This is a genomic window from candidate division WOR-3 bacterium (assembly GCA_016867815.1).
GTDB lineage: Bacteria > Hydrothermota > Tepidihabitantia > Tepidihabitantales > Tepidihabitantaceae > UBA2258.
Genome location: VGIR01000003.1, coordinates 65,244 through 74,096 on the forward strand (window position 1 = coordinate 65,244; position 8,853 = coordinate 74,096).

General features: G+C 61.7%; 3 protein-coding genes. All 3 read left to right on the plus strand.

The window, feature by feature from the left end; translation table 11 throughout:
- The first annotated feature begins 127 nt into the window (after positions 1-127).
- Positions 128-3,922, plus strand: a complete 3,795-nt coding sequence (locus FJY68_01225) for a T9SS type A sorting domain-containing protein (GenBank protein ID MBM3330454.1) — start codon at positions 128-130, stop codon at positions 3,920-3,922.
- A 466-nt stretch (positions 3,923-4,388) separates the two neighbouring features.
- The gene (locus FJY68_01230; protein MBM3330455.1) at positions 4,389-6,839 is read left to right on the plus strand and encodes a hypothetical protein; all 2,451 of its coding nucleotides are present in this window, start codon (positions 4,389-4,391) and stop codon (positions 6,837-6,839) included.
- Between the two features lie 182 nt (positions 6,840-7,021).
- The coding region (locus FJY68_01235) for a hypothetical protein (GenBank protein MBM3330456.1) at positions 7,022-8,853 on the plus strand (1,832 nt) is incomplete at its 3' end.

The following is an 8,853-nucleotide window of genomic DNA, read 5'->3' on the forward strand; positions in this document are numbered from 1 at the left end:
CTCGCGGAGCACCCGAACCAGCGCGTGGTCTGCGGCCCTTCGCGGCAGGTCCGGGCCGTCCACCATTGACCCACGGGCTCGCGAAGTTATCATTGTTGGTCTGTTACCACATGCAAAAGGAGTATAAGTGAGAAAGTGGCTCGTATTGCTGGTTCTGATATCGGTTCCGCTGCTGGCCGGTACGGTTACCCGAACGGCAAGCTTCGACAGTGATGATCTGATCTTCTCCACGTATGGCGGGTTCGACAATGTCGAGCTGCGCGGCGGGACCGGGCTGCTCCAGGTCGGAGCGCCGCGCGTTCCGCTGGCCGTCCAGCGCGTGCTGGTCCCGGCCGGCGCCGTTCCGACAGGGGTCGAACTCGTGTCCGCAGACTGGACCACGATTCCCGGACGCTACAACCTGGCGCCGGCCCAGCCGGACGTGCCGCTGGCGATGCCGGGCAAGGTCTTCGACCTGCCCGAGCAGGCACAGGACCAGGCGATCTACTCGGCCAACACCTTCTATCCATCCAGTTGCCTGCGGCTGGGGGAGCCAGCGACGCTGGCCGGGTACCGGATGGCGTCGGTGGAATTGCGGCCGGTACGGGTGAACCCGGTTTCGGGCGAGCTGCAACTCGCGACGCGCATCGAGTACCGGATCAGTTACGATGCCGGCAACAGCGATGCTTTCGTGCCGTCGCAGGAGCAGCGCGACTACTACTCCGCTATGGTGCGGGAGATGGTCGTCAATGACAACGATGTCAACCGCTTCGCGCCCTCGGTCCGCCGTTCGGCCACGCTCTCACTACCGTCCGGTAACTACGTGTACGTAGTCATCAGCGCACCACCGCTGGACACGTGCTTCGCCAGACTGACCGCCTGGAAGACCCTGAAGGGTGTGCCGGCCACGACCGTTCTGCTTTCCTACATCACTGCGAACTACTCCGGCTACGATACGCAGGAGAAGATCCGCAACTTCATTAAGGACGCGTACCAGACCTGGGGCACCCGCTACGTGCTGCTGGGTGGCTCTGCCGACCACAAGACCAGCGGGCAGAACATCATTCCGACGCGCGACTGCTGGTACACGACCCTGGGCATCGGGTACTACAATGACGAGGATACGATTCCCTGCGATCTCTACTACGGTGGGCTCGACGGCACGTGGGATGCGGACAACGACCACGTCTATGGCGAGACGGGAGACCAGGCCGATATGCTGAGCGAGGTGTTCGTCGGCCGGGCGCCGGTGTACAACGTGGCCAAGGCCCAGAACTTCGTGAACAAGACCCTGGTCTACGAGCAGAACCCGCCCAGCGGGTACGTGACCAAGATGCTTGTGCCGGCCGCGATCCTGTGGGATAGCTACAATGAGCGGCCGATGCAGGATTCGATTGCCCGGATGACCCCGAGCGGTTGGACTGACGCGAAGCTCTATGAGCGGACGAGCACTCTTTCAAGGCAGCGGATGCGTGACTCCATGAACTCGGGCTACGGCCTGGGCAACTGGGTCGGCCACGGTGACGAGAACGGCATCTACATGGGTGGGGGTGCCTACCTCAACTCCAGCGACGCCGACGGGCTGACCAACGGCAACAAGCTGGGTATCCACAGCTCGATCGCCTGCTTCACCGGCGCCTGGGACGAGGTCCCGGGCGGAGACTGCTTCTCGGAGCGCCTGATGAACCGGGTCGGCGGCGGTGCTGTCGGTATCGCGATGAACTCGCGCTACGGATTCGGGTCACCGCCCAATCCGGGTCCTTCAGAGCTGCTGGACACCGTCTTCATGTCCCGGATCCTGAACCACTCCGAGTACCGCGCCGGCCAGGCGCTGGCCTTCTCACGCGCGTATTGGGCGCCGTACGCCGGCCAGGGCATGATGCGGTACTGCATATACGAACTCAATTACCACGGTGACCCGGAGTTGCCCGTCTGGACCGAGGAGCCGACCGGTCTCAGCGTAGCGCACGCGGGGATCGTGAACACCGGTATCGGTATTCCCTACCCGGTAACGGTCTCCGCCGCCTATGACGCTCCGGTTGAGTCGGCGCTGGTCTGCCTGAAGAAGGGTACGGAGGTTGATGTCAAGGGATGGACCAATTCGAGCGGACAGGTGACGCTCTACGTATCGCCGCAGACGCCCGGCCAGATGTTCATGGCCGTCAGCGCGCACAACCACCACGTCTACCAGGATACGGTGCAGGTGATCGTGCCGCAGCGCTACGTCTGCTACCTGCGCTCGAACGTTCTCGACCCGGGGCCGGGCGGCAACGGGGACTCGACGCTCAATCCGGGCGAGACGCTGAAACTCCCGATGTGGGTCAAGAACTGGGGGCTGCAGCGGGCCGACTCGGTTTCCGCCAAGCTCAGGGCTTTCAGCTCGAGTATCCAGGTCACCGATTCGGTCAAGACATTCGGCAACATCAATGCCGGTGACTCTGCCTACACCGGGTCGAACGGTTTCGGTCTGGTTGTCAGTTCCGGTCTGGCCGACGGTTACACGGCTATCTGCTCGCTCTACTGTACGGATGCGCTCGATTCAACCTGGGTTTCCTCGACGGCGCTCATCGTTGCCGCGCCGGTGCTGGCGCGGCGGGCGGTGGCCGTGGTTGACACAGCCGGTGGCGGCAACAACAACAGTGTGATTGACCCGGGCGAGACCGCCGACCTGATGGTCAGAGTCCGGAACACCGGTACGGGGCACGGGTACAACTGCCGCGCCGTGCTCAGGTGCGGCGACGCGCGGCTCACGGTTACCGATTCGACCGCGGCCTACGGTTTCATCCGCGCGGGTGACAGTGCCAACAACACTGCCGACCGGTTCACCGTCCATGCCGACATTACCGTCTTCCCGGAGACGCCGATGTCCTGCACGCTGGACCTCTACGCTGACGGCGGGTACGTCAAGTCTGAGGCGTTCATTCTCGTAGTCGGCCAGCTGCGTGCGGGCGATCCGATTCCGGACGGCCCCCGGACTCCTTCGGCCTACTACGCCTACGACGACACCGATACTCTCTACCAGGCGCACCCCACCTACAACTGGGTCGAGGTGAACAGCGTAGGGAAGGCGCTGACATTCGTGCACCACAACGGAGTCGTGCTGGAGACGCTGCCGCCTGCCTTTGGGCCTCTGAAGTTCTACGGCCAGCGGTCCACGCAGCTCTCGATCTCGGCGGACGGCTGGGTCTGCCCCGGGAACCGCAAGACCGCGAACGCGGACAACACCACGCTCCCCGATGCCGACAACCCGCCGGGCATGGTCTGCGCGAACTGGGTTGATCTCTACCCGCTCGTCGGCGACAGCGGCGCCGGGCGAATCTACACCTACCACGACGCAGCCAACCACCGGTTCATCGTCGAGTACGACAGCGTCCGGTACTACTGGGATGGCAGGCGTGACAAGTTCCAGGTAGTAATCTACGACACCACGGTTGCCACCTACTCGGGCGACAACGCCATACTGGTTCAGTACAAGACCGCCTCCGGCATCGCGGGCTCGACACTGGGAATCGAGGACCCCGGCGAGATCATCGCTGTCCAGGCTTTCTACAACGGCGAATACCACCGGGCCTGCGCGCCGGTCGGGCCGGGAAGGGCCATCCTCTACACGACCGATCCGCCTCTTCTGGCCGGCGTGAAGGATGCGGGCCGTCCGATCGGGGCGGCGCTGAAGCTGGCGCTGGACGTTCGGCCCAACCCGCTCCGCAACCGGGCAGCAATCGCTTATGCGGTACCGGTTGCCGGGCGAGTCGGCATCTCGGTGTATGACGCTGCCGGCAGGGTAGTCCGTGATCTTGCTGGCGGGAGCATGGCTGCGGGCCGCTACTCTGCCACCTGGGACGGCCGTGCCGCTGACGGCAAGCTGGTCCCTGAGGGCGTCTACTTCTGCAAGCTGGCGACTCCTGCCGGAACCCGGCAGCAGAAGCTCATCGTCGCCAGGTAGCCGTAGGGACTGGCACTGCTTTCCGCCGGGGAAAACAGTGCCTGTACCCAGACTCTGCGAGGGGCGGGCTCGTGCCCGCCCCTTGTCTATCATGCACGGCTAAACGAGCGGCACGCGCGTCGCCGGTATGCTTCATGGCGAGCGGCTTCTCATTCCCCGGTTTGGCGCGCGGATTACTCATGCCGACAACCGGTCGCGGCGGGGAGGGGTTTTCGGAGACCCTCTAACAGGCGGGGTAGTGTCAATATGCCCTTGGGCATCATGGGGGGGGGGCGAGATAACCTGCCGTCTTTCAATGGCTTGCATACCACTGCGCGCCCGGAAGACGCGTGCCAGAATTGCGATTGACCGGTTCAGGGACGCGACTATAATGGTGCATCAGCGCCGGTAAGGTGGCGGCGCAGACCGCCAAACCCATACAGGCGCTTAGAGGCCGTCAAGATCATGGTTGTGCTAGGAGGCACGCATGAGGCGCTGTGTCAGGGGCCGTGGTTGGCTTAGTGGTCGTCTAGACTCCCTTCAGAATCTGGCAGGCAAGCCATTGCTTGCGTGCGTCGTGCTGTTGGGATTCAGCTTGTGTTTCGGTTGGACTCCGTCGGTTCCTGATACAATCCTGCTGCCGGATTCGCTGGGGCCGCTGCGGCCGGGCTACCATCTGGCATTCGGGAGTTCGACCGACAACATCTACGTCGCGAGTGAGTCTTCGGACGTCATGGTGGTGGACGGGAACCAATGGGGTACCTTCCAGCGTATCAAGCGCATCTACACCAATGCAGGCGTCGGCGGAGCCCTGCTCGTCAGCAAGCACAACCGGCTGTACGTTTCGCATCCGTCGCAGGGCCGCATCGGCGTCATCGACTGCTCGACCAACGAGATAGTCGGTTCGATTCTCGTCGGGACGCGACCGAAGCTGCTCTGCTACAGTAGTGGCAGTGACAAGCTGTATTGCGGCGACACCATCGACAAGACCGTCTCGGTGATCGACTGCGCCACCAACGGGCTGCTGAAGGTCATCCCGGTTGGGAGAGGGCTCACCGCAATGGCCTACGACCCGACTACCGCCAAGATGTACGCGGCGACGCGGGAAGCAGTGCTCGCGATATCATGTTCTGCGGACTCCATCGTCTCCGCCATTTCGGCAGTCAAGGCGGCAAGCGCTCTCTGCGTCAACAAGCGACGACAAAAGCTCTACGTCGTCCCTCCCCACGCTGACGGAGCATTGTATGCTATCAGTACCCCCACGGACTCCGTGGCTGCCCGGATGTCGGGTGATGGTTACCTTATGCCTGTGCTGGCATGCAATGAGGTCACGGATCGGCTATACAACGTGAATGACGCTGGCGGCATGCTGGAGTTCGACTGCGTCGGGGACGCTCTGATACGGTATGTGCCCGTGAGTCCTCTCGCCGACCCGGCGGGTCTATTCTGCGACAGCGTGCGCAACCGCCTGTACTACCTGTGGGAGCGTGACGACAGGGGCTATCTCTACGAGTTGGATTGCGTGACACTCGATCTAATGTCCTGGACCTACGTCGGGCTCTATCCTGCCATCCTTCAGGCCGACCCGGCCCGATACAGACTGATGTGTGCGGGCGGGCGTGGGTACTATGCCTATGATCGGGCGTTGACCGTGTTTGACTACAAGAGTGACAGCTTCTACGCACGGGGGGGCGTCCCGCTCTCCGGTTGGACGCAAGTCATGTGCCACAACTCCGCGGCCGGCAAGCTGTACTACTGGTGGGGCTTGGGTGTGGGCGGAGTAGGTGTGATAGACGAACAGACCAACCGGTTGGTCGCCCAGGTGTTTCTGTCTCGTGCGAGCTTGAGTGAACATGCGTACAGCCGAACCAGCAACAAGCTCTATCTCCAGGTCCCGCAGGGAGGCCTTGGTGTGATGGATGTGGCGAGAGACAGCATCATCAGAGTTATCGGGATGGTCTGGGGCCGCAGTCCCACCTGGTGCGTGGATGAAGACAAAGTCTACTGCTATGCTGGAGGCACTCGCTGGTACGTCACCGCGGTCGACTGCAGCACCGACTCCGTTGTGCGAGAGATCGACATCTACGACCGCTTCGAGAGTTTCGAGTACCTGGGTGACGGGCGCATTCTCTGTAGACAATGGAAGCATCTAACCCTGATAGACTCGCGGGCGGATACGGTGCTGGTCGATTCGGCGGTAGAGCCAAGCGAGTATCGCGCGATTGCGCACACGGGAAAGGGCAACAAGGTCTACATCGCCCTCAATGGTAGACTAGAGGTGCGGAGTTCGAGTACGCTGTCCTTGCTTACGACGCTTCACTGGCCATACGCTGGGCACATTGGTGGTGGTGGGTTCCTAGTGTGCTCCGACACGACCCGCAAGCTCTACTGGTTCTCGGATTTCGGAGACAGCGTGCTGGCGGTCGACACGCGCGGCGACACGGTCACGGCGCGGATGGCGACGAGCGTGTCATACAAGACAGCATGCCTTGACCACACCGGCAGGTATATGTTCTGTGCAGGCTTCTATAGCTCACTCTTGAGAGTTTACGATACGCAGTCGGACAGCCTGATCGGCACGTATCCGCACCCGCAATACCCACGTTCCATCACACCGGCCCCGGAACAGCACTGCATCTACGTGGGTTTCGATGACTTCATTTTGGCCTACCCGGACATACCGCCCGGAGTCGAGGAGGCGACGAACGATGAGCTGGAACCGATGAATGCCGGAGCGAGTGTAGTTCTCGACGTGCTGCTGTTCGGTCCGCCGTCTGGCTGTCCACAGAGAGCGACCGGCGAGCTGATGGATGTCTCCGGCCGAAGAGTCAAGGAACTCCGGGCTGGCGCGAACGACGTACGTGCGCTGCCACCAGGCATCTACTTCATGCACGCCGGAGAACGGGGACTGACTCGCAAGATCATCATAGCGCGATGAGGGTGAAGCGGACTCCAAAGAAAGGAGGCGTCCCGCGGACAACGGGGCAGAACGGCATGTAGGGAATTGAAGAGGGCAGCCCTGGAGTCCGCCAAGACATTCAGGTTCAGGACTTGCGTCCTGTTGCTGCCCGTCGGAATAGAGGTTAATGAACAAAGGACCGAAGTAAAGGAGTGAATGACATGAAACGAATAGCAGTTGGCGCGATTTGTGCATTGGTCGTGCTATGCACATCTGCCTTTGGATACTACACGTGGAAGTGGGACAAGGAGAACGACGCTGACTCAGTGTATGACCCGACAAAGACCTATCCTCTGTGGCTTACTAAGAACAACGGCTCACGCGCAGTGGCACTGGTTGGCAACCGGACAATCGTCACCGGCTTCTACGGTGAAGACGACAACTCCCCAGACTATGTCAACGCATACGAGTGGTCGGTCGCCCAGCGACAAAGCCCGTTTCCGAACAACATCTGGGCGTCGGACGTCCAGTTTCCCCTGCCTGGCTTCCCCTGCGTTGCGGCGAACGAGGCCTGGAAGTTCTTCATGTGTTCGGACGGCGAAGGCACGGGGACCTATAAGTACGCATGCTTGGGGAAGACTGGTGCCATCGACGACATGAACGTCGCGAACTACGACGAGATCAACTTCACCAAGCAGGACTACCAGAACAAGGAACATACGCTGGCAGCTCTGTGCTTTCCGACAGGCAGCCGGATGGTCGCAGCCTACGATGCATACGACGGAACCGACTGGTGGCTTGCTTCCAGAGTAACGAGCGACGCCGGAGATGACGATTGGGGAGGGCCGAATGGAACGATACCAATTGCGGCGGGGCGTCGGATGGAACCGTCGCTGGGTGTAAGCGCCGGCTGCAGCGTGTATGTTGCCTATCGCAACGCAGCCACATCCACCGGTAACATCCTCTTCGAGAAATCCACGAACTATGGAGGAAGATGGGACTACACGGATCCTCCCGCGACCCTGGGGACTGGCGAGCGTCCGTGCGTTGCAGCGGCAGGGCAGTTCGTATTCGTGATCTGGCACAGCTCGGGCAAGATCGCCTACAAGTTCTCCAGGGACGGTGGTGCCAATTGGACAGGTCCGGACACGGTATCAAGGCTCGGCAACGGCTGCTCTCACACGAGCGTTTCGTTGGTCACCTTTGGGACCTCGGACACGGCGATACTGCTGGCGAGCCAGTGGTCCAAGGACGACACCCGATTTGTGTTTTATCGGTATGGCATCCTTGTGAGAGGCCAACCACCCCGCATTGCCTGGCAGGCAAGCGCGGCCATGCCCGGTACGGGCACGGAAGACAATCTGCGTCCGTCCTTGGCGACCGCGGGTTCCTACGGACGTCTCGTCTACAACACGCCAATTGGCAACCACAAGCGTGGATTCCACCTTCGGCGGGGCAACGCATTTGACGACAATGGTTCCTATCGGCGAGACTGGGCGGTTGTCGGGACCGGTCGGCTGATTGCCAGGCATACCGATGGGGCCGTACAGCACGCTGCGACGGTGCGGCCGCACGTTGTGTCGGGTCCTGTCGAGCCCGATCTCATCCCTATCCTGGTCGCACCGGGCAACCGGCCCGCTCTGGCGCTGGACGCTGCTGGCAACCGATGGGTATCGTACACCCACGCGGATACCGTTTGGGTTAGGACCGGGAGCGGATGCTACAAGGCAGTCTTCTGCGGGTCCAGTTCAGCCACACCGGGGCAGCCGTCGATCGTCTGCTACCCGAACCAGGCCAACGGCGTGTACGTCGGTAGCGTGGTGTTCCCGGTCTACGACACGTCTGGCGCTGCTTCGAAGATCATGTATGCTCGCGTCGACACCGGCGGGGTCGTGCTTGATACGATAGAGAGCGTAGCCAACCTCGGCGATAGCCTGCCTTGTGTGTCAGTCTATCAGTCTGATACGCTGGTGGTCACATGGCAGCATGGGGACTCCACTTTGGCCTCGATGCTCTGCGACTACGGGCCGGGCACATCGGGTCAGGTCCCTGC

Bases quoted from the DNA above. Each gene is read 5' to 3' on its own strand.
- FJY68_01230 (MBM3330455.1), top strand. From the start codon at position 4,389: ATGAGGCGCTGTGTCAGGGGCCGTGGTTGGCTTAGTGGTCGTCTAGAC.